Here is a 24,863-nt window from a genome sequence, read left to right as displayed (position 1 = left end):
GGTCAGAGGCAACGCAATGAACATTTAGTATTCGTAGATCCGCATAGCATAGCTGATAAGACCTCCCGGCAACAACTCCAAGCGCCTGACTCGGCGCATTTAAAAAAAACGCCGTCATGACGCGGCTCACAACCTGCGGATCCCGCGTCTTGCCAAGTGACATCAGTCATTTACGGCTAAAATAAGAACAAGTAGCTTAGGGGGGATCCCTACAGCCAAGTCCGGCGCAGCGTTTATCGAGGAGAGTCTATGAACAAGGTTGCTCAGTATTACCGCGAATTGGTGGCATCGCTGAGCGAACGCCTGAAAAACGGCGAACGCGATATCGATGAACTGGTGGCCAGCGCGGAGCGGCGCTTGAACGAGGCCGAAGATTTGACCCGCGACGAAGTGCGGCAGGTGACGCAGGCGGTGCGGCGCGATCTGGAGGAGTTCGCCCGCAGCTATCAGGAGAGCCGGGACGAGTTTACCGACAGCGTGTTTATGCGCGTGATTAAAGAGAGCCTGTGGCAGGAACTGGCGGATATCACCGACAAAACCCAGCTGGAGTGGCGCGAGGTGTTCAAGGATGTCAGCCACCACGGCGTTTACCACAGCGGTGAAGTGGTGGGGCTGGGCAATCTGGTGTGCGAGCAGTGTCACTACCATCTGGCGTTTTACACGCCGGAGGTGCTGCCGCTCTGCCCGAAATGCGGTCACGACCAGTTCCAGCGCCGGCCGTTTGAACCTTGAGGACGTTCCCCGCCAGGGCGGGGAACGCTAAGGCCGGCGTTTAACGGAACAGTTTCTTCAGCAGGTTGCTCAGGAAACCGCCGCTGACGGTTGCCGGGGCAACGTCCGCCTGCGCCGGTGCGCTGGCCGGTACGGCGACGCCGGCCGGGATTTTCTGCACGACCGCGATGCGGCTGTCCTGGGCGGCTTTCTCCGCCGCTTCCGGGCCATAGGCGAAGCCTTCCGCCAGCACGAATTCAACGTCGGTGATGCCGATAAAGCCCAGGAACAACTTCACGTACGGCGTGATTAGATCCGTCGGCGTGTCGGCGTGGATGCCACCGCGGCTGGAGATGACGATCGCTTTCTTGCCCGTCACCAGCCCTTCGGCGCCGGCGGAGGTATAGCGGAACGTCTGGCCGGCGCGGGCGATAAGATCGAAGTAGATCTTCAGCTGCGTCGGGATGTTGAAGTTGTACATCGGGGCGCTGATGATCAGCGTGTCGTGCGATTTCAGCTCGGCAATCAGCTCATCGGACAGCGCCAGGGTGCTTTGCTGATGCGGCGTCAGCGGTTTGTCGCCGGCGGTAAAGCCGGCCATCACTTCACCATCCAGCTCCGGCAGCGTTGGGTTGGCCAAATCGCGCATGGTAAACGTGTCTTCAGGGTGAGTTTCACGCCATTGTTCAACAAAAAAATCGACTAATTTTCCAGACTGGGAATATTCACCCAGAATGCTTGATTTCAGGACCAGTACGCGGCTCATTGGCTTATCTCCAGGCGAAGGCTAATCGGTAACGATGTCAGTCGGTGTAAACGCATGGTAGAGGCAAGCCATGAACAGTGATAGCGCAAAAATTCGCTGAGTTAAATCAAAAAAGTTGAATGAGGGGCGCGAGCGCGCCCCGATAGGATCAATAACGCGCTACGCGCTCGGCCAGCAGATCGATAAAGCCCTCGCGGTTGATGCCGGTCAGCACTTCCACGTTGGCCGCGTTGCCGGTTTGCTGGAAATAGTCCACCACCGTCATGCCGACGGTGTATTCCCCTTTGGTCTCCACGCCGACCCAGCGTTCTACGCCGGTGAACAGCTGTGGCGCCAGCAGCCAGGCGATGGTGCAGGGATCGTGCATCGCTGCGCCGGGCAGGCCGCGCGGATGGCTGAGGTACAGCGGCAGATAAAAATCGAGCATCTCCGCGACCGCCTGCGCGACCGGATTGTCTATCTGACGAATGCGCTCGATATCCTGCGGCAACACCAGCGCCTGATGGGTGACGTTCAGCCCGGCCATGGTCAGCGGCACGCCGGATTTCAGCACCATTTCGGCGGCTTCGGGATCGACGAAGATGTTGAACTCCGCCACCGGCGTAGTATTGCCGGCGTTCATGCCGCCGCCCATGAATACGATGCGCTCGATGCGGCTTTTCAACTCGGCATGCTGGGCCAGTAGCAGGGCGATATTGGTCATCGGGCCGGTCACCACCAGGGTGATCGGCTGCGGGCTGGCGCGCAGCAGGTCGGCGATCAGCTCGACGGCGCCGCGGGGATCGGGTTTGAGGGTTGGCGTCGGCAGGTGGGTGTTGCCCATGCCGGTTTTGCCGTGGACATAGTCGGCGATCACCAGCTCGCGCATCAGCGGGCCGCCGGCGCCGGCGGCGACCGGGATGTCCTCGCGCTGCATCAGGGTCAGCAGGCCCAGCGCATTATGCAGGGTTTTCTCCGGCGTCTGGTTGCCGGCGGAGGTGGTAATGGCTTTGACGTCCAGCTCCGGCGAACGCAGCGCCATGGCCAGCGCGATGGCGTCGTCGAGGCCGGGATCGCAATCGATGATAATAGGGCGGGGCATGTTCTTTCTCCTCTGTTTGTTATCCAGCGAGCATCGGATCAAAACCGGGGAGAAACAAGCGCTTTTAGTGCCGGGAGAAAAGATGCGCCCCTGGCGGGGCGCATCGAGAGCGTTTAGTGCAGGATCTTGGCCAGGAAGTCCTTGGCGCGATCGGACTCGGGGTTGTTGAAGAAATCGTCTTTGTTGCGGTCTTCGACGATTTTGCCTTCGTCCATAAAGATCACCCGATTCGCCACCTTGCGGGCGAAGCCCATTTCGTGGGTTACCACCATCATGGTCATGCCTTCGTTCGCCAGTTCGACCATCACGTCCAGCACTTCGTTGATCATTTCCGGATCGAGCGCCGAGGTCGGTTCATCGAACAGCATGGCTATAGGATCCATGCACAGCGCGCGGGCGATGGCGACGCGCTGCTGCTGGCCGCCGGACAGCTGGCCGGGGAACTTGTTGGCATGGGCGGAGAGGCCGACGCGTTCCAGCAGCTTCAGGCCCTTCTCGCGTGAGGCGGTCTTATCGCGCTTGAGCACTTTCACCTGCGCCAGCGTCAGGTTGTCGATGATAGACAGGTGCGGGAACAGCTCAAAATGTTGGAACACCATGCCGACTTTGGCACGCAGCTGCGCCAGGTTGGTTTTCTTGTCGTTGACCGGCGTGCCGTTCACCAGGATGCTTCCCTGCTGGATCGGCTCGAGGCCGTTGACGGTTTTGATCAGGGTGGATTTGCCGGAACCTGAAGGACCGCAGACGACGACCACTTCGCCTTTTTTCACTTCGGTGGTGCAATCGGTCAACACTTGGAAGTGACCGTACCACTTGGAAACATTTTTCAGGGATATCATCAAACAGTCCTTTTCTTCAAATAGCTTACCAGCGCCGAGGCGGCGAGGCTGATAACAAAATAGACAAAACCGGCGAACAGGATCATTTCAACCTGGGTGCCGTCGCGTTCGCCGATGGTCGACGCGGTGCGGAAGAAGTCGGCCAGGCTCAGTACGTAAACCAGCGAGGTATCCTGGAACAGTACGATGCCCTGGGTCAGCAGCAGTGGCACCATGGCGCGGAACGCCTGCGGCAGGATCACCAGCCGCATGGACTGCCAGTGGGTCATGCCCAGCGCCAGCGCGGCGGAGGATTGGCCGCGCGAGATGCTGATGATACCGGCGCGGATGATTTCCGAGTAATAGGCCGCTTCAAACAGGGAAAAGGCTACCATAGCCGAGATCAGGCGAATATCGGTTTTCGGCGACAGCCCTAGAACCTGTTGTAATAAGCTTGGAACCACCAGATAGAACCACAGCAGCACCATCACCAGCGGTACCGAACGGAACAGGTTGACGTACAGGGTGGCGAACCAGCTTATCGGCTTGAACGGCGACAGACGCATCACCGCCAGCACGGTGCCCCACAGGATGCCGACCACGATGGCGGTCACGGTGATCTTCAGCGTGATCACCATGCCTTGCAGCAGATAAGGGAAGCTTGGGACGATCGACGCCCAGTCAAATTCGTACATTATTTACTCCCCAGGTTGCCAGGCAACTGCACTTTCTTTTCGACCAGACGCATAAACAGCATGATAACGGCGTTGATGCCGATATAAGCCAGCGTGATGGCGGTAAAGGATTCATAGGCGTGTGCGGAGTAATCCAACAGCTTGCCGGCCTGCGCGGCCATGTCCACCAGGCCTATGGTGGAGGCGATGGCGGAGTTTTTGACCAGGTTGAGCATCTCCGAGGTCATCGGCGGCACGATCACCCGGTAGGCGTTCGGCAACAGCACGTAGCGGTAGGTTTGCGGCAGCGTCAGGCCCATCGCCAGCCCGGCGGCTTTCTGGCCGCGCGGCAGGGACTGAATGGCGGCGCGCACCTGTTCGCAAACGCGGGCGGCGGTAAACAGCCCCAGGCAGAGCATGGAAGAAACAAAGAACTGCACGTTGGGATCCAGCTCGGTTTTGAACCAGGTGCCGATATTGGCCGGCAGCAGCTCGGGGATCACCAGATACCAGGTAAAGAATTGCACGATCAGCGGCACGTTGCGGAACAGTTCGACGTAACAGGTGCCGAGGGTGGAAAGAAAGCGGTTGGGCACGGTACGCAAGATACCGAACAGTGAACCGACGAAGAAAGCGATAATCCAGGCACAGACGGAGAGGGCCACCGTGACCTGAAAGCCGGACCAGATCCAGCCGAGGTAAGTGGTGTTCCCAAACGGGGCCTGCTGCATGAAGATACCCCAGTTCCAATCTATTGACATAACAAACTCCGATAAACGGGCGCAGGGCGCCGAAGATTGATGACTTGATGAGCGCCGATCGCCGCGCGGCCAGTCTGGCTGGCTTGTTGTGTACGGGTGTCGGTGATGCGCCTTGGGGAAAATGAGGGAGGGGAACGGCCCCCCTCATTCCTGTCTGTCCCAGTCATCAACTGGGCCGGTTTGGCCTGGCGGCCGCGCCGGCTTTTGTTCTATTTAGTTCAACGCTTTGTCGTTTGGCTCTTTGAACAGTTGCTTCATGTCGTCCGACAGTTCGAAGTTCATGTTGAGGTTTTTCGGTGGAATAGGCTGCTTGAACCATTTCTCAAACCACTTGGCCGCTTCACCGGAGGTTTGCGCCTGGGCGATAGTGTCATCGACCAGCTTTTTAAACTCAGGATCGTCTTTGCGCAGCATGCAGCCGTAGGCCTCTTTCGACTGCGGCGTGCCGATGATTTCCCACTGATCCGGTTTCTTGGCCTTGGCGCGTTCGCCCGCCAGCAGGGCATCATCCATCATGAAGGCCACGGCGCGGCCGCTTTCCAGTGTGCGGAAGGAATCGCCGTGGTCTTTGGCGCTGATGATGCGCATGTTCATCTTGTCGCTGTCGTTCAGCTTGTTCAGCAGCACTTCGGAGGTGGTGCCGGAGGTGACCACCACCGGTTTGCCGGCCAGGTCTTTAAAGTCTTTGATGTCGGAGCCCTTTTTCACCAGCAAGCGGGTGCCGACCACGAAAATGGTGTCGGAGAAGGCGGCCTGTTTCTGGCGCTCGAGGTTATTGGTGGTGGATCCGCACTCGAAATCATAGGTTCCGTTTTGCAGCAGCGGGATGCGGTTCTGCGAGGTAATCGGCAGCATTTTCACCTGCAGATTCGGCGCATTCAGCTTTTTCTTAACGGCTTCAACGATTTGGTTGGAGTAGTCCTGAGAGTAGCCCACAACTTTTTGTTGGTTGTCGTAGTAGGAGAACGGCACTGACGATTCGCGGTGGCCGACAACGATCACGCCATTGTCTTTGATTTTCTTCAGCGTACCGGTCAGGTCTTCCGCATGCGCCACGCTACCTGCCGCACCGAGCAGCAGTAACGATAACGCCAATTTACGCATTTGCATGGTCCAACTCCTTTGCTGTTGTTGTGGCTCTGACTAAAGAGCGTCAGGTTAAATCGACTGTTTATTGCTCAAGTTATAAAGATAGTCTTATGAACTGAACGCTGTTAAAAAATAACCGATTGTGAACACCTTGAAACTAAAATGTTTCATTTTTTGAGACGCCGCGCGCACCAAATCAATGCAACAAAACGTCGGCGCACCCGCGCGGTGCGCTTAATGCACCCAAAATGTGCGCAGGTGCGACAAAACGTCAGCAAAAGTAAACCGGCGCGCGATGTCGCCATAGATAAAAGCAAGGAGTGTGCCAGCCGCGTTGATTTAACGACGTTTTCTGACTGAGGCGGGGATATTGACGGGAACGCGGGGCGCGGCGGGCGCGCCCCGGCGAAGAGGATTATTTGCGGCGCAAGCCCAACATCAGCGCCCAGCCGCCCAGCAGCAGGGTAATCACCCACAGCGGTGTGGCGCCGAAGCGCGCATAAGGCGTGACGCCGGTGGTCGGCGTGACCTTCACTTCGAGCACCTGGCGGGTAAACTGCGGGATCTCGGCGATCACCTCGCCGTTTGCATCCACCGCGGCGGTGACGCCGTTATTGGTGCTGCGCAGCAGCGGCCGGCCGAGCTCCAGCGCCCGCATGCGCGCCATCTGGAAGTGCTGCCACGGGCCGATGGAGTGGCCGAACCAGGCGTCGTTGGAGATGGTCAGCAGGAAGTTGGTGTCCGGGCGGAAGTTATCGCGCACCTGCTGGCCCAGCACGATCTCGTAACAGATGGCCGCCGTCAGGTTGTAGCCGCGTACGCTGAGCTGCGGCTGCACGTAGTCGCCGCGGCTGAAACCGGACATCGGCAGATTGAAGAACGGCGCGATAGGGCGCAACAGTTCACCCAGCGGCACGAATTCGCCGAACGGCACCAGGTGATGCTTGTTGTAGCGATCTTTGGCCGGGTAGCTGTACGGCGTCGGTTCGCCCAGCACGATGGCGCTGTTGTATTCCTGCACGCCTTGTGGGGTGGCGCGCGCATCGACGATGCCGGTGATCAGGCTGCTGTTCTTCGCCCGCATCAGGTCATCCATCATGGTCAGGAAGCCGTTCTGACGCGGCTCGAAGTCAGGGATGGCGGACTCTGGCCAGATGATGATCGGCGCCTTGCCCATGTAAGGGCGGGTTTCGTCCAGATAGGTTTGCAGCGTGCTGAGCAGGATGCTCGGATCCCACTTCATTGACTGGGGAATGTTGCCTTGCACCATGGCGACGTTCACCGCTTTCTCCGGCTGCGGGGTAAACCACTGCAGCTGGCGCAGCGGCCACGGCAACAGCAGCAGCGCGGCGGCGATCACGGCTGCCGACAGGCGCCGTTGATTGACGGCGTACACCAGCAGGCCGGCGATGGCCATCAGCACAAAGGTGATGGCGTCAACACCCAGCAGCGGCGCGATGCCCTTCAGCGGGCCGTTGATCTGGCTGTAGCCGAACTGCAGCCACGGGAAGCCGGTCAGCACCCAGCCGCGCAGGAATTCGGTCACCTGCCACAGCGCCGGCGCGGCGATGGCCAGCCGCCACCAACTGGTGGCCGGCCACAGGCGCGTCAGCAGCCCGGCGAACAGCCCGGTGTACAGCGACAGGTAAGCGGCGAGCAGTACCACCAGGAAGACGTTGACGGCGAACGGCATGCCGCCGAAATCGGCGATGCTGACATACACCCAGTTGATGCCGCTGCCGAACAGCCCGAAGCCCCAGACAAAGCCGAGCAGGGCGGACTGTTTGGTGGTGCGATTGAGGGTAACGGCCAGCAGGCCGAACAGGGAGACGATGGCCGCGGGCCAGAAGTCGTAGGGCGAGAACGCCAGCGTCCCGCCGGCACCTGACAACAGCGCCAGCAGGGCGCGAACCCGCTGGCGTTCAAGTAATGAGGCTTTAGCCATGTTGGATTTAATCTTCCAGTTTCGGTGGTGGAGAATCGTCCGGAATTTTTACATGAACCTGGATGATACGTCGACTGTCGGCCATGGCAACTTTAAATAGGTAACCTTCGATTTCAATGGTTTCCCCGCGCGCCGGCAGGTGGCCGAAGGCCTGCATCACCAGACCGCCGATGGTATCGACCTCGTCATCGCTGAAGTGGGTGCCGAAGGCTTCGTTGAAGTCTTCGATCGGGGCCAGCGCGCGCACGGTGTACATGTGGCGGCTGAGCTGGCGGATATCCAGATCGTCTTCGTCGTCATATTCGTCTTCGATCTCGCCGACGATCAGTTCCAGGATATCTTCGATGGTGACCAGGCCGGACACGCCGCCGAATTCGTCAATGACAATCGCCATGTGATAGCGCTGGGAGCGGAATTCTTTCAGCATCCGGTCGACGCGCTTGCTTTCCGGCACCACCACCGCGGTGCGCAGCACCTTGTCGATGCTGAACGGCTCGGAATCTGCGCGCATGAACGGCAGCAGATCCTTGGCCATCAGGATGCCTTCGATGTGATCTTTGTCTTCGCTGATCACCGGGAAACGCGAGTGGGCGGAGTCGATAATCACGTCCAGGCACTCTTCCAGCGTCTGGTTGCGCTTGAGCGTCACCATCTGGGAGCGGGGGATCATGATGTCGCGCACGCGCTGTTCGGCGATATCCATCACCCCTTCCAGCATGTCGCGGGTATCGGGATCGATCAGGTCGTTTTGTTCGGAATCGCGGATCAGCTCGACCAGATCGCCACGGTTTTTGGGCTCGCCGTGGAACAACTGGTTAAGGATAAGAGTAAAGAACCCCTTCTTGGGACTGGGGCTGTCATTGCTTTGTGAATGGTCGTCGCTCATGGCGTTTTCGTTACTGTCACTCATGTCAGAGTTAAGGGGCGTCAGCGACAGCCCCGCAGAGGGGCTGTAGGGTAAACGGCTGACGTCAGACGGGGTCTTTTTCCGCCAGGTACGGATCAGGATAGCCCAGTCCGTGCATGATTTCGGTTTCCAAAGACTCCATTTCTTCGGCTTCATCGTCTTCGATGTGGTCATACCCTAGCAGATGGAGGCTGCCGTGGACAACCATATGCGCCCAGTGGGCCTCCAGCGCCTTGCCTTGCTCAATCGCTTCCTGTTCAACCACCTGGCGGCAGATGATCAGATCGCCGAGCAGCGGCAGCTCGATGCCCGGCGGGGCTTCGAACGGGAAAGAGAGCACGTTGGTCGGCTTGTCTTTGCCGCGGTAGGTCAGGTTCAGCTCGTGGCTTTCCGCTTCGTCCACCAGACGCACGGTCACCTCGGCCTCTTCCTGAAATTGCGGCAGCACGCCTTCCAGCCAGCGCTGGAAGGTGGCCTCGTCCGGCAGGCCGTCGCTGCTTTCACAGGCAATCTGCAAATCCAAAATCACCTGGCTCATGGTGTCTCCTGCTCGGAGGCGGCGAGCGCCTCGCGCTTACGTTGTTCGGCAATCGCGTCTTTGCGTTTCTGTTCGGCCGCTTCCCAGGCCTCATAGGCGATGACCACGCGGGCCACCACCGGGTGGCGCACCACGTCTTCGCTGTGGAAGAAGTTGAAGCTCAGCTCTTCCACGTCCGACAGCACTTCCACCGCGTGACGCAGACCGGATTTCTGGTTGCGCGGCAGGTCGATCTGGGTGACGTCGCCGGTGATGACCGCCTTCGAGTTGAAACCGATGCGCGTCAGGAACATCTTCATCTGTTCGATGGTGGTGTTCTGGCTCTCATCCAGAATGATAAAGGCGTCGTTCAGCGTGCGGCCGCGCATATAGGCCAGCGGCGCGACTTCGATCACGTTACGTTCGATGAGCTTCTCCACGCGCTCGAAGCCCAGCATTTCGAACAGGGCGTCGTACAGCGGGCGCAGATAAGGATCGACCTTCTGGCTCAGATCGCCCGGCAGGAAGCCCAGCTTTTCGCCGGCTTCGACCGCGGGACGGGTCAGCAGAATGCGGCGAATTTCCTGGCGTTCCAGCGCATCCACCGCGGCGGCGACCGCCAGGTAGGTTTTGCCGGTGCCCGCCGGGCCGATGCCGAAGGTGATGTCGTGATCGAGAATGTTGGCGATGTATTGCGCCTGGTTAGGCGTGCGCGGTTTCACCATGCCGCGCTTGGTTTTAATGGTGACCGCCTTGCCGTAATCCGGCACGCTGTCGGCCACCTGTTCCAGCACCCGGCTCTCTTTGATCGCCAGATGGATTTGCTCCGGATCGATATCCGGGATCACGCCGCGAATCGGCGCGGTATCCACGTAAAGATGGCGCAGGATATCGGCGGCGGCGACCACGCACAGGTTCTTGCCGACCAGCTTGAAACGGTTGTCGCGGCGATTGATTTCGATGCCCAATCGGCGCTCGAGTTGCTTGATGTTGTCATCAAACGGGCCGCACAGGCTGAGCAAACGCTGGTTGTCTGCGGGCTCTAACAAAATTTCTTGTGTTGCGACGTTCAAACTATTCCTCTAGGTCACATCGGGCCTGGTTGATGTCACATAGCGCGTCCGGGACGCGCGCGTTCAGGACGAGCCTGAATACTCTCTTTCTTGAATTATTCATGGTGCGCCGCAACGGCGCAAGTTTACCGCTGATCTATCTGTGCGCCGTCGGCGGAATTCAAGGGAAGACAAGGAAAAAACGCGGCGGGGCGCAAAGCCCGCCGCGTCATCACAGGACAAGACAGCTGGGAATCAGTTCTTTTTCACGAATTCGGATTTCAGTTTCATCGGGCCGAAACCGTCGATTTTGCAGTCGATGTTGTGATCGCCTTCCACCAGACGAATGTTTTTCACCTTGGTGCCGATTTTCAGCATCGAGGAACTACCTTTGACCTTCAGGTCCTTGATCACGGTGACCGCGTCGCCGTCCGCCAGCAGGTTGCCGTTGGCGTCTTTGACGATCAGCGCGTCCTGATCTTCCGCCGGGGCGCTGTCGCTCCACTCATGGGCGCACTCAGGGCAGATGAACAGGGCATTGTCCTGGTAGGTGTATTCGGAGTTGCACTTCGGGCAGTGTGGGAGTTGCATGTTATGTCGCCTCTTCAACAATAAAAAAATAAAAAAAAACATCACCGGGCGCGGACGCCCGGCGGAGAAACGGTAAGGAGTAGCGCGAACGGGCGGCGATAAGGCGGCCGCCGCGGCGTCAGGGCTGGTAAATGCCGACGCCCAGCGCGTTTTCTTTGCGGGTACGGGCGATCACCGACTGCGGGGATTCATGTACGCGCAGATCCATCTGCTGTTCGGTGCGCACCACTGCGCCACGCAGGGTGTTGGTCAGCACCTCGGTAATTTCCACGTCGACAAACTGGCCGATCATGTCAGGCGTGCCTTCGAAGTTTACCACACGGTTGCATTCCGTGCGCCCGGCCAGTTCCATCACGCTTTTGCGCGAGGTGCCTTCCACCAGAATGCGCTGGACGGTGCCGAGCATGCGGCGGCTGAACTGCAGCGCCTGCTGGTTGATGCGATCCTGCAGAATGTACAGCCGCTGCTTTTTCTCTTCTTCGCTGACGTCGTCAACCATGTCCGCCGCCGGGGTGCCCGGGCGCGACGAATAGATGAAGCTGAAGCTGACGTCGAAGTTGACGTCGGCGATCAGGTTCATGGTCTGTTCGAAGTCGGCCTGGCTCTCGCCCGGGAAACCGACGATGAAATCGGAGCTGAGCTGAATGTTCGGGCGCGCCTTGCGCAGCTTGCGGATAATCGCCTTGTACTCCAGCGCGGTGTGGGCGCGTTTCATCATGGTCAGGATGCGATCCGAACCGCTCTGCACCGGCAGATGCAGGAAGCTGACCAGCTCCGGCGTGTCTTCGTACACCGCGATGATATCGTCGGTGAACTCGATAGGGTGGCTGGTGGTGAAGCGAATGCGATCGATGCCGTCGATGGCCGCCACCAGGCGCAGCAGTTCGGCGAACGAGCAGATATCGCCGTCATGCGTGGCGCCGCGGTAAGCGTTGACGTTTTGGCCGAGCAGGTTGACCTCGCGCACGCCCTGCGCCGCCAGCTGGGCGATTTCGAACAGCACGTCGTCGCTCGGGCGGCTCACTTCTTCACCGCGGGTGTAAGGCACCACGCAGAAAGTGCAGTATTTGTTGCAGCCTTCCATGATCGACACGAACGCGGTCGGGCCTTCGGCGCGCGGTTCCGGCAGACGGTCGAATTTTTCGATCTCCGGGAAGCTGATGTCGACCACCGGGCTGCGGGTGCCCTGGACGTGGTTGATCATTTCCGGCAGGCGGTGCAGGGTCTGCGGGCCGAATACCACGTCGACGCAGGGCGCGCGGCTGCGGATCAGTTCACCTTCTTGCGAGGCCACGCAACCGCCGACCCCGATGATGACAGACGGGTTCTTTTCTTTCAGCAAGCGCCAGCGCCCCAGCATGGCGAAAACTTTCTCCTGCGCTTTTTCGCGGATCGAGCAGGTGTTAAGCAACAGCACGTCCGCTTCTTCGGCGTTTTCGGTCCACTCGAAGCCGTGCGTGCTGTTCAACAGGTCGGCCATTTTCGATGAATCGTACTCATTCATCTGGCAGCCCCAGGTTTTGATATGTAGTTTTTTCGTCATTGACTTGCCATTACTCAGTGCGGAGCGAAAGTTGCGTTACGCGACATGCAGGGCGCGTATTGTAATCATTTGCCGCCGTTGTGACCAGCGCGGGGGAAAATGGCACGCAACCTGAAGCCGAAGCGAAAATCCGGTACACTGCGCAAAACGCCATGCCGGGTGGGATGGCGAGCATTCACACAGAAAACATAGCCAATATGAAGACATCTCAAAATCGGTATGACGCGGTGGTGGTGGGCGGCGGCATGGTCGGCGCGGCGGCGGCCCTCGGGCTGGCGCAGGCGGGCTGGTCGGTGGCGTTGCTGGAACATCAGGCGCCGCAGGCGTTCGAGGCGCAAAGCCCGCCGGATCTGCGCATTTCCGCTATCGGCTGCACCTCGGTGGGGCTGCTGAAACAGCTTGGCGCCTGGTCCGCAGTGACGGCGATGCGCACGGCGCCGTATCGCCGGCTGGAGACCTGGGAATGGGCATCGTCGCGGGTAGCGTTCGACGCGGTGTCACTGGGGCTGCCGGAGCTGGGCTTTATGGTGGAAAACCGCATTCTGCAGCTGGCGCTGTGGCAGCAGTTCGCGCAGTGCGCCAATCTGACGTTGCTGTGCCCCGCCAGGCTGCAATCGCTGCAGCGGGCGGACAAGGCCTGGCAGTTGACGCTGGACAGCGGTGAAACGCTGCAGGCGCGGCTGGTTATCGGCGCCGATGGCGCCAACTCGCAGGTGCGCAAGCTGGCGGCGATCGGCACCAACGGCTGGCAGTATCGTCAGGCGTGCATGCTGATCACCGTCGATACCGGCGCGCCGCAGCAGGATGTGACCTGGCAGCGCTTCTTCCCGTCCGGGCCGCGCGCCTTCCTGCCGCTGTACGACAGCTGGGCATCGCTGGTGTGGTATGACAGCCCGCAGCGCATTCGCCAACTGCAGGCGATGCCGCCGGCGCAGCTGGAGCGCGAGATCGCCGCCGCTTTTCCAGCGCGGCTGGGCCCGGTCAAGGTGCACGCCGCCGGATCGTTCCCGTTGACGCGGCGTCATGCGCAGCGCTACGTGCTGCCGGGGTTGGCGCTGCTGGGGGATGCGGCGCATACCATCAACCCGCTGGCCGGACAGGGCGTCAATCTGGGATATCGCGACGTGGATGCCTTGCTGAGCGTGTTGAGCGAGGCGCGGGAGCAGGGAGAGGACTGGAGCAGCGAGGCGGTGCTGCTGCGCTATCAACGCCGCCGCCGTACCGACAATCTGCTGATGCAGAGCGGGATGGATCTATTTTATACCGCCTTCAGCAATAATCTGGCTCCGCTGAACGTGGCGCGCAATCTGGCGCTGATGGCCGCGCAGCGGGCGGGCAAGTTGAAAGAACATGCGTTGAAGTACGCCTTGGGATTGTAACCGACAGGGCTCAGCTGCGGCTGGGCCTATTAAGGATGGCAGAACGCCAGACAGCAAAAAGCCCGCCGAAGCGGGCTTTTCTAAATATGGCTGGGGTGCCAGGATTCGAACCTGGGTATGCTGGTATCAGAAACCAGAGCCTTACCGCTTGGCGACACCCCAATTATGGTGGCTACGACGGGATTTGAACCTGTGACCCCATCATTATGAGTGATGTGCTCTAACCAGCTGAGCTACGTAGCCGATGTTACTTTTTACTTCTTTGATTTGCAAGCAGTTTGTTATGGCTGGGGTACCTGGATTCGAACCAGGGAATGCCGGTATCAAAAACCGGTGCCTTACCGCTTGGCGATACCCCACCTGCAAACAAATCTTATGTTGAAACCCCGTTCCCGAAAGAATATGGCTGGGGTACCTGGATTCGAACCAGGGAATGCCGGTATCAAAAACCGGTGCCTTACCGCTTGGCGATACCCCATCAACATACTGCGCCGACGATGAAGAGAAATGGTGCGGGAGGCGAGACTTGAACTCGCACACCTTGCGGCGCCAGAACCTAAATCTGGTGCGTCTACCAATTTCGCCACTCCCGCAAATGCAAAAAAGAGATGGTGGCTACGACGGGATTCGAACCTGTGACCCCATCATTATGAGTGATGTGCTCTAACCAGCTGAGCTACGTAGCCCTCTTTTTTTGCTTTGCCTTCATCGGCGTTGCGGGGCGCATTATGCGTATATGACCGATTTGCGTCAACAAGTTTTTTCCCGAAAAAGCGCCCGGAAGCGCCGTTTGTCTGGGTTGTGAACATTATGGCGATAAAATCGGCAATTCAGGCAGTTGGCGGGCGGAAAAGGCAACAAAAAGGCGGGCCAAGAGGCCCGCCCCAAGGGAAAACGCCGCGCGATTATTTATAGGCGGCCTGGTGCACGCCGACGGCGCGGCCGGAAGGATCGTCCATCTTCTTGAACGATTCGTCCCATTCGATGGCCTTGGCGGACGAGCAGGCGACGGACGGGCCGCCCGGCACGCATTCGGCGGCGCTCGGCAGCGGGAACAGCTCCTCGAAGATTTCGCGGTACAGGTAGCCTTCTTTCGAGGTCGGCGTGTTGTACGGGAAGCGGAAACGCGCGGTTTCGAGCTGTTGATCGCTGATTTGCTGCGCAGCCACCTCTTTTAGCGTGTCGATCCAGCTGTAGCCGACGCCGTCGGAGAACTGCTCTTTCTGGCGCCAGGCCACGCTGGCCGGCAAATAGGACTCGAAACATTCGCGAACGATGTGTTTTTCCATTTTGCCGTTGCCGCACATTTTATCTTTCGGGTTGATGCGCATCGCCACGTCGAGGAATTTCTTGTCCAGGAACGGCACGCGGGCTTCGACGCCCCAGGCGGACATCGCCTTGTTGGCGCGCGCGCAGTCGAACATGTGCAGCGCCAGCAGTTTGCGTACGGTCTCTTCGTGGAATTCGCGGGCGTCCGGCGCCTTATGGAAGTACAGGTAGCCGCCGAACACTTCGTCCGCGCCTTCGCCGGAAAGCACCATCTTGATGCCCATCGCCTTGATTTTGCGCGACATCAGGTACATTGGCGTCGAGGCGCGAATGGTGGTGACGTCGTAGGTTTCGATGTGATAAATCACGTCGCGGATGGCGTCCAGGCCTTCCTGTACGGTGAAGTGGATTTCATGGTGCACGGTGCCCAGATGGTTGGCCACCTCCTGCGCGGCGCGCAGATCCGGCGAGCCCTCCAGGCCGACGGCGAAGGAGTGCAGCTGTGGCCACCAGGCCTCGCTGCGTTCCTGATCTTCCACGCGGCGCGCGGCGTACTTCTTGGTGATCGCCGAAATGACCGAGGAATCCAGCCCGCCCGACAGCAGCACGCCGTAAGGCACGTCGGACATCAGGTGGCTTTTCACCGACTCTTCCAGCGCGGTGCGCAGGGCGGCGGCGTCGGTCACGTTGTCCTTGACGCTGTCGTAATCGAACCAGTCGCGGCGATAATATTCACGAATCTCACCGTCCTGGCTCCACAGGTAGCTGCCGGCCGGGAATTCCTTGATGGTGCGGCACACTGGCACCAGCGCTTTCATTTCCGAGGCGACGTACAGGTTGCCGTGCTCGTCGTGGCCCATGTACAGCGGAATGATGCCCAGGTGATCGCGGCCGATCAGGTAGGCGTCTTTTTCGGTGTCATACAGGGCGAAGGCGAACATGCCTTGCAGATCGTCGAGGAAGTCCGGGCCTTTCTCCTGGTACAGCGCCAGGATCACTTCACAGTCGGAACCGGTCTGGAACGCGTAGCGGTCGCTCAACTGTTGGCGCAGCGCCTGATGGTTGTAAATTTCGCCGTTGACCGCCAGAACGTGGGTGTGCGCAGCGTTGTACAGCGGTTGAGCGCCATTATTGACGTCGACGATCGACAGGCGTTCGTGAGCCAGAATGGCTTTGTCGCTGGCGTAAACGCCGGACCAATCCGGGCCGCGGTGGCGCATCAGACGTGACAGCTCCAGCGCTTTCTTACGCAGTTCAACGGGATCGGACTTCAGATCGAGCACACCGAAAATAGAACACATACAACTCTCCTAACGGGCTTTTATGACTGTGATGTTGTTATGGGCAGCATTGCCGATTTATCAGCGATAACCCGGTTTTGCTGCGCTGTGGTTATGAAAATGCGCCAAAAGCTGCGAGAGATGCAAGTGTTTTAGCCATGCGTTGATAAATAGTTGTTTGCTTAGGTGTGGTTTTTAACGGATGTTCAGTTATCGACGCGAAAAATTATCGATTATGCAATTTTTAGCGTGATGGCGGGATTGCCGGCCAGTTTGGCCGGCAATCGATTAGCGATTAGGCGATGAGCTGCCACAGGGTGAAGGCGGCGTCCGGCGTCCAGCCGGCGTTGGAGGTGTGCGCCTGGATACAGGTATATTTCTTGCCTTTATAGCTCACCACGTCGCCAGCCTTGTAACTGTGGTTGTTCTGCCACTCGGGCGCCCCCGGATCGGGCGGCGTGCCGTCGTTGGCGGTTTTGACCGCCAGCGCGCTGCTCGGCAGCGAGGTATTGCCCTGGCTGTCGGTCGCGGTAACGAAGTAGCTGTACTGGGTCGCCGGCGTCAGACCGCCGTCGGCCAGCGACAGACCGGCGGTTTGGCCGATCGGGTTGCCGTTGCGGTAGACGGTGTAGCTGGCGATCGGTGAGGCGCCGGTGGCGGCGGCCCAGCTCAGTTTCAGCGAGGTGGCGCCCAGCTCGGCGACCGTCAGCGCCGTCGGCGCATTAGGCTTTCCCGGCGGTGGGGTGACGCCGCCCTGAATCAGCGGCGCATAGCGGGTTTTGAACTCCCAATTGTAGGCGACGCCGGCTTTGCTCTTGCCGTTGTCCCAGTTGATTGACCAGGTCATCAGGCCCTTGATCGACAGGTTTTTGGCGTCGAGACGCGAGAAAGCGTTATACACCGCCTGTTTGTCGATCACGTAGCCAGTGGCGGCGGCATCGTTGTTGCTTGGCAGGCCGATGACGAATTTCGCCGCCGGGATCTTCGCATAGCCGCGGGTGCCGGTGACCAGGCTTTCCGTCAGATAGTAGAGGAAGTCCTCTTTCATGGCGTCGTTATTCTGCGTGATCCAGGCGTTGAGTTCATCCACCCAAATACCGTCGCCGCCCTGATTGTAATATTGCGGCGCGATAAAGTCGTAATAGCCTTCTAGGGCGTTGATATAATCCAGGTAGGTGCCGTTGGTGCGTAAATACGGGAATTCCGGCGCCATGCTGATAATAAAGTTTTTTCCCTGCTCGGCGTAATGGTCTTTTACTTTTTTCAATGCCGCAGGCAAGACGGTTTTATTATTGGCGGCGCCGATCGCCGCCTGTTCCAGATCGATATCCAGGCCGTCGAAGCCATAGACTTCCACCAGGCGAATAATCTCGTCTTTCAGCTTGTCTTCATCGCCGGTCTTTAGCTCGATATGCGCGTCTGCGCCGCCGAGGGAGATCAGCACCGCGCGGCCCTGGCTGTTCAGCACGCCCACCTGGCGGCGGAACTCGGCGTCGGACAGGTTGTAAGGCTTGAAGGTCGGGATGCCCTGGCCTTTCATAAAGGCGACGGCCACCACGTTGTATTCGGCGGGAATGTCGGTCAGGTTCATCGTGGCGAACTGCCCTTGCTGGTAGCCGTCACTGGCGCCGGCGGCCCAGTTGTGCCAGAAACCCATCAGGATCTTTTTATTGGCGATAGACGGCATAATGGCCGCGTCATCGGCGGCGACGGCATTAATAATGTTATTGGTGCTCATGGTAGCCTCATTAATTAGGGGTAAGAGTTTTCCGCTCGCCGGCAATATCAGCTATTGGCGGGGCGTAAATTTATAATGAGGATTTTTAGCGCAGGCAGGCTGAAACCTTTTGTGGCCATGAACGAATTAAATTCAAACTGACGCTGAGGGAGAAGGAAATAATGGCGGCCGGGCGGCCGCCATGGCCGCATCAGAAGATGGTGATATCGGCGACGGAAGGGTAGACGTAGCTCGGACGGAACGGCATGGTTTCGATGTCGCTCAGCGTGGAGACGCCGGACAGCACCAGCACGGTTTCCAGGCCGGCCTGGAAGCCCGCCAGAATGTCGGTGCGCAGGTTGTCGCCGACGATCACCGTCTCTTCCGAGTGCGCCTGCATTTTGTTCAGTGCGGCGCGAATGATCCACGGGCTGGGCTTGCCGACATAAAACGGCTTGCGGCCGGTGATCTTCTCGATGGGCGCGCACAGGGCGCCGCAGGCCGGCGAGAAGCCGTGGCCGTGGCTATCCGGATTGGTCGCGATAAAGCGCGCGCCGTTACTGACGAAGTAGGCGGCTTTGTGCATCATGTCCCAGTTGTAAGAGCGAGTTTCACCGACGATCACAAAATCCGGGTTGATGTCGGTGATGGTGAAACCGGCTTTGTACAGCTCATGGATCAGCGCGCCTTCGCCGACCACATAGGCTTTTTTGCCTTCCTGACGGCGCAGGAAGTCGGCGGTGGCCATCGCCGAGGTATAGAACGCGCTCTCCGGCACTTCCAGCCCGGCGGCGGCGAAGCGGTTCGCCAAATCCTGTGCGGTCTGTGACGGGTAGTTGGTCAGCACCACCAGCGGCATGCCTTGTTCCTGGATGCGCGCCAGGAACAGATCGGCGCCGGGCACCGGCGTATTGTCATGCAGCAGCACGCCGTCGATATCGCATATAACGTTTTTGATTTTCATTTGTCGCTGTTTCTCATGATTACGGCAGGCAAGGGGTGACGATAACACACCTGCCAGAAGCGGCGGATCAGCTTTCCAGCAATCGCTGCAAGAGCACGCCGTTGAGCATCGCGCGTTTGGCCAGGGCGAAAGCGCCGATCGCCGAGCGATGATTGAGTTCGGAGGTCACCACCGGCAAGTTTTTGCGGAAGTCCTTCAGCACCTGGGTATTGATGCAGCTCTGGATCGCCGGCAGCAGCACCTTGTCCGCTTCGGTGATCTCACCGGCGATCACCACCTTCTGCGGATTGAACAGGTTGATGGCGATGGCCACCGCCTTGCCCAGATAGCGGCCGACGTGTTCGATCACTTCGCTGGCCAGCAGATCGCCGCGGTTGGCGGCCTTGCAGATGGCGTTGATGCCGCAGTCTTCCAGCGTCAGTTTGCTCGGGTAGCCCTGGCTCAGCAGTTGGCGCACGCGCTGTTCGATCGCCGCGTTGGCGGCCACCGTCTCCAGGCAGCCGAAGTTGCCGCAGTGGCAGCGTTCGCCGAGCGGATCGATCTGGATATGGCCGATCTCACCGACGTTGCCGTTGTTGCCGAGAAAAATCTGCCCGTTAACGATGATGCCGGCGCCGGTGCCGCGGTGCAGGCGCACCAGAATCGAGTCTTCACAGTCGCGGGTGGCGCCGAAGTAGTGCTCCGCCAGCGCCAGGCTGCGGATGTCGTGGCCGACGAAGCTGGTGACGTTAAAGCGCTGCTGCAGGTTGTCTACCAGCGCCCAGTTGCTGACGCTGATGTGCGGCATATAGCGCACCACGCCCAGCGCCGGATCCACCAGGCCAGGCAGGATCACCGCGATGGCGATCAGTTCGCGCAGGCGGCGCTGGTTCGCTTCGATGAATTGGGCGATGGCGGCGAACAGCGCATTCTCCAGTGTTTCCTGGGTGCGTTCCGGCAGCGGATAGTGTTCTTCGCTGAGCGATTTACCGCTCATGTCATACAGCGTGATGGTGGCGTCGTGGCGGCCGAGACGCACCGCGACGGTATGGAAATGACGGGTTTCCGACACGATGGAGATCGCGCGGCGGCCGCCGGTGGAGGCTTGCTGATCGACTTCTTTGATCAGCCCGCGCTCCAGCAGCTGGCGAGTAATCTTAGTGACGCTGGCGGGGGCGAGCTGGCTGAGTTCGGCGATTTGAATGCGCGAGATCGGGCCCTGTTGGTCGATCAGGCGATAAACTGCCGCGCCGTTAAGTTGTTTGACTAAGTCAACGTTCCCTATTTGTGCTTGTCCGCCAGTGCTCATCAATAATGTTACTCGCTGTTCATTGAATTAAACCTCGTTACCGTTAACGAGCGTTTTGGTGATCTTGAAATCACGGGTGAAGGCGGTCAGGTTAGCCACCTTGCCGGCTTCGATGGTGCCCAGACGGCGATCGGCGCCGATCGCGCGCGCCGGGTACAGCGTCGCCATGCGCAGCGCTTCGTCCAGCGCGATGCCGATATGCTCGACGCTGTTTTGCACCGCTTCGATCATGGTCAGCGCGGAACCGCTCAGGGTGCCGTTCTCATCCACGCACAGCCCGTCCCGATAGTATATTGTTTTACCGGCGAAAATAAATTGGTCAATATCTGCACCCGCCGGTGCGGTCGCGTCGGTGACCAAGACCAATTTATCACCTTTCAGGCGTTTGGCGTTACGGATACTCGCCCAGGCCACGTGATGGCCGTCGGCGATGATGCCGGTATAGACCTCCGGCGTGTCGAAGATAGCCCCCATCAGCCCCGGTTCGCGGCCGGTGATATACGGCATGGCGTTGTACAGGTGGGTGGCGAAGCTGATGCCGGCGGCGAAGCCGGTGCGCGCCTGATCGTAGGTGGCGTTCGAGTGGCCGGCGGAGACCACGATGCCGGCCTCGGTCAGCTGCTTGATAAAGTGCGGCTCAACCATTTCCGGCGCCAGCGTCACTTTGGTGATCACGTCGGCGTTGGCGCACAGGTAATCGATCATGTCCTGAGTCGGCTTGCGAATGAACGCCGGGTTGTGGGTGCCTTTTTTCACCGGGCTGAGGTACGGCCCTTCCAGGTGCAGGCCCAACGCCTGGTTTTGGTGCTTTTGCAGATAAGCGCGCATCACGTCGACGCTGTGCTTCATGAATTCGTCGCTGCTGGTGATCAGCGTCGGCAGATAGCTGGTGCAGCCGGATTTCTCGTTGGCGCGCTGCATGATCTCCAGCGTTTCTTCCGAGATCGCTTCCAGCGAATCGTTGAACTGGACGCCGCCGCAGCCGTTCAACTGCACGTCGATAAGCCCGGGGGCCAGGATGGCGCCACCCAGGTCGCGCGTTTCGATGCCGGCGGGCAATTCAGCCACCGGGCAGACTTTCTCGATCAGCCCATCAGCGATAATGACTGCATGGTCATCAAGTACGTCGTGGCCGGTATAGATTCGGCCGTGGGTTAAAGCGAACATCGTAGCCCCCTGCAAAGATTAAAGACTTTTCACGCTTTCCGCTTCTAACTCGCGGAAGTATTTGACGGTTTTGACTTTCAGTTCCATGGTGGCCGGTTCGTCGCACACCACCACCGCTTTGGCGTGCAGCTGCAGGCAGCTGATGGTCCACATGTGGTTGATGTTGCCTTCCACCGCGGCTTCCAGCGCCTGCGCCTTGGCGTGGCCGGTCACCAGGATCATCACTTCTTCCGCGTCCAACAGCGTACCCACGCCGACGGTCAGCGCATATTTCGGCACCAGGCTGACGTCGCCGCCGAAGAAGCGCGAGTTGGCGATGCGGGTGTCTTCGGTCAGCGTTTTGATGCGGGTGCGCGAAGCCAGGGACGAAGCCGGCTCGTTGAACGCGATATGGCCGTCGATGCCCACGCCGCCCATGAACAGGTTAATTTTGCCGTAAGACTTGATCTTCTCTTCGTACTGGCGGCACTCGGCGTCGACATCCGCGGCGTTGCCGTTCAGCAGGTTGATATTTTCACGAGGAATATCAACGTGATCAAAGAAGTTGCGGTACATGAAGGTGTGGTAGCTTTCCGGGTGTTCCTGCGGCAGGCCAACGTACTCGTCCATGTTGAAAGTCACAACATGCTTAAAGCTTACTTCACCTGCTTTGTGCATCGCAATCAGATGTTTGTAGGCTTCCAGCGGCGTGCCGCCGGTAGGCAGGCCGAGTACAAACGGGCGCTCTGCGGTTGGCTTGAATGCGTTGATGCGTTGAACGATATGACGCGCGGCCCATTTGCCGACTTGTGCGGTATCTTTCAGTGGGATAAGTCTCATCTAACACCTCTTGGGATAAGTAAACTAAAGCTATACTGTACGGGCCTGCGGGAGTCCTAAGCGTAACCCAGCTTTATGATTCTCGCGTGAATCGTCCGTCCGGTTGATTTTTTGAATGATAAAATAAGTTTTGTGTGATGGCCAGCAATCTGGGAGGTAAAGACTACTTTTTGGTGATATTTATCACAAAAAGGGAGGTTTTAATTTGCGATACAAAATAAATTTTTTACACTCGGCATGAGTGATACGTGCCATGCGTTTTTTCTAAAAAGGTAGTGAGAGCTCCAAATAAACTACTAATAGGGTCCGTCCGCGGACAACATAGGGGGAAAAGGTGAACATTCTTAGTTATTTGCAAAAGGTGGGACGGGCGCTGATGGTGCCGGTCGCCACGCTGCCCGCCGCCGCCATCTTGATGGGCGTCGGGTACTGGATTGACCCTGTTGGTTGGGGCGGCGACAACGCGCTCGCCGCTTTCTTCATTAAATCCGGCTCCGCTATCATCGACAACATGTCGGTGCTGTTCGCTATCGGCGTGGCCTACGGTATGTCCAAAGACAAGGACGGCGCCGCCGCGTTGACCGGCTTCGTTGGTTTCCTGGTGCTGACCACCCTCTGTTCGCCGGCCGCCGTGTCGATGATTCAGAAGATCCCGCTGGATCAGGTGCCTGCCGCGTTCGGCAAGATCCAGAACCAGTTCGTCGGTATTCTGGTGGGCATCATTTCCGCCGAAGTGTACAACCGCTTCAGCGGCGTCGAGCTGCCTAAGGCGCTGTCGTTCTTCAGCGGCCGCCGCCTGGTGCCGATCCTCATCTCCTTCCTGATGATCTTGGTGGCTTTCATTCTGATGTACATCTGGCCGGTGATCTTCAACGGTCTGGTGAACTTCGGTGAACACATCCAGAAAATGGGCTCGGTCGGCGCGGGCATCTATGCCTTCTTCAACCGCCTGCTGATTCCGGTTGGCCTGCACCACGCGCTGAACTCGGTGTTCTGGTTCGACGTGGCCGGCATCAACGATATTCCTAACTTCCTCGGCGGCCAGCAGTCGATCGAAGCCGGTAAAGCGGTTGTCGGCATCACCGGCCGTTATCAGGCGGGCTTCTTCCCGATTATGATGTTCGGTCTGCCGGGTGCGGCGCTGGCCATTTATCACTGCGCGCGTCCTGAGAACAAAGCCAAAGTGGCGGGCATCATGCTGGCGGCCGCGTTCGCCGCCTTCTTTACCGGTATCACCGAACCGCTGGAATTCTCCTTCATGTTCGTGGCGCCGGTGCTGTACGTGATCCACGCCGTGCTGACCGGTATCTCGGTGTTCATCGCCGCCAGCATGCACTGGATCGCCGGTTTCGGCTTCAGCGCCGGCCTGGTGGATATGGTGCTGTCTTCCCGCAACCCGCTGGCGACTCACTGGTACATGCTGATCCCGCAAGGCCTGGTGTTCTTCGTCATCTACTACGTGGTGTTCCGCTTCACTATCAATAAGTTCAACCTGATGACCCCGGGCCGCGAACTGGCGGTTGCCGGTGACGAAACCGACGGCTACGACGTCAACGTCGACAGCAACGCCGGTAAAGACGAGAACGAAACCACCACGCTGGCCCGTCGCTACGTCGGCGCGATCGGCGGTTCCGACAACCTGACCGGCATCGATGCCTGCATCACCCGTCTGCGCCTGAACGTGAAAGACTCCGCGCTGGTGAACGACGCATTGGCGAAACGCCTCGGCGCATCGGGCGTTATCCGCCTGAACAAGCAAAGCGTGCAAGTGATCGTCGGCACCCGTGCCGAACTTATCGCCAGCGCGATGCGCAACGTGATCGCGTCCGGCCCGGTAGCGGCAGCGGCGGCTCCGGCGGCGGCCCCTGCTGCAGAAGCCAAACCGCAGGCGGTGCCGAACGCGCCGAAAGCCGCGTTTGAAACGCTGGTGGCGCCGGTAACCGGTGAAGTGGTGGCACTCGATCAGGTGCCGGACGAAGCCTTCGCCAGCAAGGCGGTAGGCGACGGCCTGGCGATTCGCCCGACCGACAACATCGTGGTGTCGCCGGCTGACGGCACCGTGGTGAAAATCTTCAATACCAACCACGCCTTCTGCCTGGAAACCGACAAGGGCGCTGAGATCGTGGTGCACATGGGGATCGACACCGTCGCGCTGGAAGGCCAGGGCTTCAAACGCCTGGTGGAAGAGGGCGCGGAAGTGAAAGCCGGTCAACCGATTCTGGAACTGGATCTGGATTACCTGAACGCCAATGCGCGTTCGATGATAAGCCCGGTGGTAGTCAGCAACTCTGACGACTATGCCGGCCTGGCGGCGCTGGCCAGCGGCTCTGTGGTCGCCGGTCAGACCAAGCTGTACGAGATCCAGAAATAAGGCTGTTTTTACCTGAGTAGTACCCGGGGCCGGTCACGCATCATGGCGGAGTTTGCCCCGACTTGGCGGGAAGAGAGCGATCTCTTCCCGCTTTTTTTATCCCATCTCGCTCCACGGCGGTGCGCTGCGCGCCGATGGTGCAATATGCCGCATT

At 59.1% G+C, this 24,863-nt stretch carries 21 protein-coding genes and 6 tRNA genes; 3 read left to right on the top strand and 24 right to left on the bottom strand.

All coding sequences use genetic code 11. The features are described from left to right. The first annotated feature begins 249 nt into the window (after positions 1-249). Positions 250-732: a zinc ribbon-containing protein gene (locus ACJ8OK_RS08450; RefSeq protein ID WP_004939988.1), complete on the top strand. Its 483-nt coding sequence runs from the start codon at positions 250-252 to the stop codon at positions 730-732. Positions 733-772: 40 nt separating this feature from the next. On the opposite strand, the gene ACJ8OK_RS08445 is transcribed toward ACJ8OK_RS08450, so the two are convergent. The 12 genes from ACJ8OK_RS08445 to miaB all read right to left on the bottom strand — a co-directional run bounded on the left by ACJ8OK_RS08445 (position 773) and on the right by miaB (position 12,455). Continuing rightward, positions 773-1,477: an FMN-dependent NADH-azoreductase gene (locus tag ACJ8OK_RS08445; RefSeq protein WP_442530514.1), complete on the bottom strand. Its 705-nt coding sequence runs from the start codon at positions 1,475-1,477 to the stop codon at positions 773-775. Positions 1,478-1,625: 148 nt separating this feature from the next. Further along, entirely contained in the window at positions 1,626-2,558 is a 933-nt protein-coding gene (rihA, locus tag ACJ8OK_RS08440) for a pyrimidine-specific ribonucleoside hydrolase RihA (RefSeq protein ID WP_015376943.1), read from the bottom strand. A 113-nt stretch (positions 2,559-2,671) separates the two neighbouring features. After that, positions 2,672-3,397, bottom strand: coding sequence for an amino acid ABC transporter ATP-binding protein (locus ACJ8OK_RS08435; RefSeq protein ID WP_004939983.1), 726 nt, complete (start codon positions 3,395-3,397; stop codon positions 2,672-2,674). After that, positions 3,397-4,071 (bottom strand): glutamate/aspartate ABC transporter permease GltK, encoded by a 675-nt coding sequence (gltK, locus tag ACJ8OK_RS08430; RefSeq protein WP_004939982.1) that lies wholly within the window; start codon positions 4,069-4,071, stop codon positions 3,397-3,399. Before gltK ends, ACJ8OK_RS08435 begins: the two co-directional genes overlap by 1 nt. After that, on the bottom strand, positions 4,071-4,811 hold the full coding sequence (locus tag ACJ8OK_RS08425; RefSeq protein WP_442530513.1) for an amino acid ABC transporter permease: 741 nt from the start codon (positions 4,809-4,811) through the stop codon (positions 4,071-4,073). Before ACJ8OK_RS08425 ends, gltK begins: the two co-directional genes overlap by 1 nt. 213 nt (positions 4,812-5,024) lie before the next feature. Continuing rightward, a complete protein-coding gene (locus ACJ8OK_RS08420; protein ID WP_004939976.1) occupies positions 5,025-5,921 on the bottom strand; it encodes an amino acid ABC transporter substrate-binding protein in 897 nt (298 codons plus the stop codon). Between the two features lie 394 nt (positions 5,922-6,315). Then, positions 6,316-7,845, bottom strand: a complete 1,530-nt coding sequence (lnt, locus tag ACJ8OK_RS08415) for an apolipoprotein N-acyltransferase (RefSeq protein WP_015376946.1) — start codon at positions 7,843-7,845, stop codon at positions 6,316-6,318. Between the two features lie 7 nt (positions 7,846-7,852). Further along, positions 7,853-8,731, bottom strand: coding sequence for a CNNM family magnesium/cobalt transport protein CorC (gene corC, locus ACJ8OK_RS08410; RefSeq protein WP_004939973.1), 879 nt, complete (start codon positions 8,729-8,731; stop codon positions 7,853-7,855). 85 nt (positions 8,732-8,816) lie between these two features. After that, the gene (ybeY, locus tag ACJ8OK_RS08405; RefSeq protein ID WP_004939970.1) at positions 8,817-9,290 is read right to left on the bottom strand and encodes an rRNA maturation RNase YbeY; all 474 of its coding nucleotides are present in this window, start codon (positions 9,288-9,290) and stop codon (positions 8,817-8,819) included. After that, complete coding sequence (locus tag ACJ8OK_RS08400) at positions 9,287-10,342, bottom strand: PhoH family protein (RefSeq protein WP_004939969.1); 1,056 nt, start codon at positions 10,340-10,342, stop codon at positions 9,287-9,289. The genes ybeY and ACJ8OK_RS08400 overlap by 4 nt, the downstream gene beginning before the upstream one ends. A gap of 234 nt (positions 10,343-10,576) precedes the next feature. Further along, positions 10,577-10,912, bottom strand: a complete 336-nt coding sequence (locus tag ACJ8OK_RS08395) for a zinc ribbon domain-containing protein YjdM (protein ID WP_004939967.1) — start codon at positions 10,910-10,912, stop codon at positions 10,577-10,579. Between the two features lie 118 nt (positions 10,913-11,030). Beyond that, entirely contained in the window at positions 11,031-12,455 is a 1,425-nt protein-coding gene (miaB, locus tag ACJ8OK_RS08390; RefSeq protein ID WP_033633929.1) for a tRNA (N6-isopentenyl adenosine(37)-C2)-methylthiotransferase MiaB, read from the bottom strand. 197 nt (positions 12,456-12,652) lie between these two features. On the opposite strand from miaB, the gene ubiF reads away from it, so the two are divergent. Next, the gene (gene ubiF, locus ACJ8OK_RS08385; protein ID WP_033633927.1) at positions 12,653-13,834 is read left to right on the top strand and encodes a 3-demethoxyubiquinol 3-hydroxylase; all 1,182 of its coding nucleotides are present in this window, start codon (positions 12,653-12,655) and stop codon (positions 13,832-13,834) included. Between the two features lie 87 nt (positions 13,835-13,921). Here ubiF and ACJ8OK_RS08380 read toward each other — a convergent pair. From ACJ8OK_RS08380 to nagB, 12 genes are all read right to left on the bottom strand, one after another. Next, positions 13,922-13,996: transfer RNA gene (locus ACJ8OK_RS08380), tRNA-Gln, on the bottom strand. Between the two features lie 4 nt (positions 13,997-14,000). Further along, a tRNA-Met gene (locus ACJ8OK_RS08375) sits at positions 14,001-14,077 on the bottom strand. Positions 14,078-14,118: 41 nt separating this feature from the next. Continuing rightward, positions 14,119-14,193 (bottom strand) — tRNA-Gln (locus ACJ8OK_RS08370). A gap of 44 nt (positions 14,194-14,237) precedes the next feature. Continuing rightward, positions 14,238-14,312: transfer RNA gene (locus tag ACJ8OK_RS08365), tRNA-Gln, on the bottom strand. Positions 14,313-14,342: 30 nt separating this feature from the next. Next, positions 14,343-14,427: transfer RNA gene (locus ACJ8OK_RS08360), tRNA-Leu, on the bottom strand. 16 nt (positions 14,428-14,443) lie between these two features. After that, positions 14,444-14,520: transfer RNA gene (locus ACJ8OK_RS08355), tRNA-Met, on the bottom strand. 219 nt (positions 14,521-14,739) lie between these two features. Beyond that, positions 14,740-16,404 (bottom strand): asparagine synthase B, encoded by a 1,665-nt coding sequence (asnB, locus tag ACJ8OK_RS08350; protein ID WP_004939961.1) that lies wholly within the window; start codon positions 16,402-16,404, stop codon positions 14,740-14,742. A 274-nt stretch (positions 16,405-16,678) separates the two neighbouring features. Continuing rightward, entirely contained in the window at positions 16,679-18,121 is a 1,443-nt protein-coding gene (locus tag ACJ8OK_RS08345; protein WP_166729662.1) for a carbohydrate-binding protein, read from the bottom strand. A 190-nt stretch (positions 18,122-18,311) separates the two neighbouring features. After that, positions 18,312-19,064: an HAD-IIA family hydrolase gene (locus ACJ8OK_RS08340; protein WP_004939957.1), complete on the bottom strand. Its 753-nt coding sequence runs from the start codon at positions 19,062-19,064 to the stop codon at positions 18,312-18,314. A gap of 67 nt (positions 19,065-19,131) precedes the next feature. Continuing rightward, positions 19,132-20,352 (bottom strand): DNA-binding transcriptional regulator NagC, encoded by a 1,221-nt coding sequence (gene nagC / locus ACJ8OK_RS08335; protein WP_004939956.1) that lies wholly within the window; start codon positions 20,350-20,352, stop codon positions 19,132-19,134. A gap of 27 nt (positions 20,353-20,379) precedes the next feature. Continuing rightward, on the bottom strand, positions 20,380-21,519 hold the full coding sequence (nagA, locus tag ACJ8OK_RS08330; RefSeq protein WP_261238355.1) for an N-acetylglucosamine-6-phosphate deacetylase: 1,140 nt from the start codon (positions 21,517-21,519) through the stop codon (positions 20,380-20,382). Between the two features lie 18 nt (positions 21,520-21,537). Further along, positions 21,538-22,338 carry a glucosamine-6-phosphate deaminase gene (nagB, locus tag ACJ8OK_RS08325; RefSeq protein WP_004939952.1) on the bottom strand — a complete coding sequence of 267 codons (801 nt, stop codon included), beginning with the start codon at positions 22,336-22,338 and terminating at the stop codon, positions 21,538-21,540. Between the two features lie 334 nt (positions 22,339-22,672). On the opposite strand from nagB, the gene nagE reads away from it, so the two are divergent. Further along, positions 22,673-24,709 carry an N-acetylglucosamine-specific PTS transporter subunit IIBC gene (gene nagE / locus ACJ8OK_RS08320; protein WP_033633925.1) on the top strand — a complete coding sequence of 679 codons (2,037 nt, stop codon included), beginning with the start codon at positions 22,673-22,675 and terminating at the stop codon, positions 24,707-24,709. The last annotated feature ends 154 nt before the right edge of the window (positions 24,710-24,863 follow it).

The organism is Serratia sp. CY71090 (assembly GCF_052166845.1).
Classification (GTDB): domain Bacteria; phylum Pseudomonadota; class Gammaproteobacteria; order Enterobacterales; family Enterobacteriaceae; genus Serratia; species Serratia nematodiphila.
This window is presented reverse-complemented; position numbering and strand designations above follow the sequence as displayed.